Source organism: Specibacter sp. AOP5-B1-6, from assembly GCF_052376555.1.
In the GTDB taxonomy this organism is placed as follows: domain Bacteria; phylum Actinomycetota; class Actinomycetes; order Actinomycetales; family Micrococcaceae; genus Specibacter.
Genome location: NZ_JBQSVT010000133.1, coordinates 1 through 319 on the forward strand (window position 1 = coordinate 1; position 319 = coordinate 319).

The 319-nt window shown below is 62.1% G+C and carries 1 pseudogene; it reads right to left on the reverse strand.

Going from position 1 to position 319, the window contains the following annotated elements:
• A pseudogene (locus ACT3TS_RS19800) lies at positions 1-319 on the reverse strand (IS1380 family transposase); the annotation flags it as partial.

The following is a 319-nucleotide window of genomic DNA, read 5'->3' on the forward strand; positions in this document are numbered from 1 at the left end:
GGCTTCGGTGACGAACTTGTTCGCGCCGCGGGCGGAGTTCGCGGCCCCTTTGCGCAGGCGCTGGCCAATGATGACCGGGGCGGTGTCTTCCCGGGACGCGGTGGCCAGGACGGCGTTCAGGCCACGGACCTTGGAATAGCCATACCCGGAGCCCTGCTTCAGATACCCGTGAACTTCGATGATCGTGTCGTCAACATCAACGAAAACGAACTCTGCGTCTTCGGACGGTGTCCCGAACAGGGGTGCTTTCCTTGCCAGATTGACCAGGAACCGGGACGCAACAGCATCCAACTGGCGCACGTGCCCGAAGGTGAAGGAA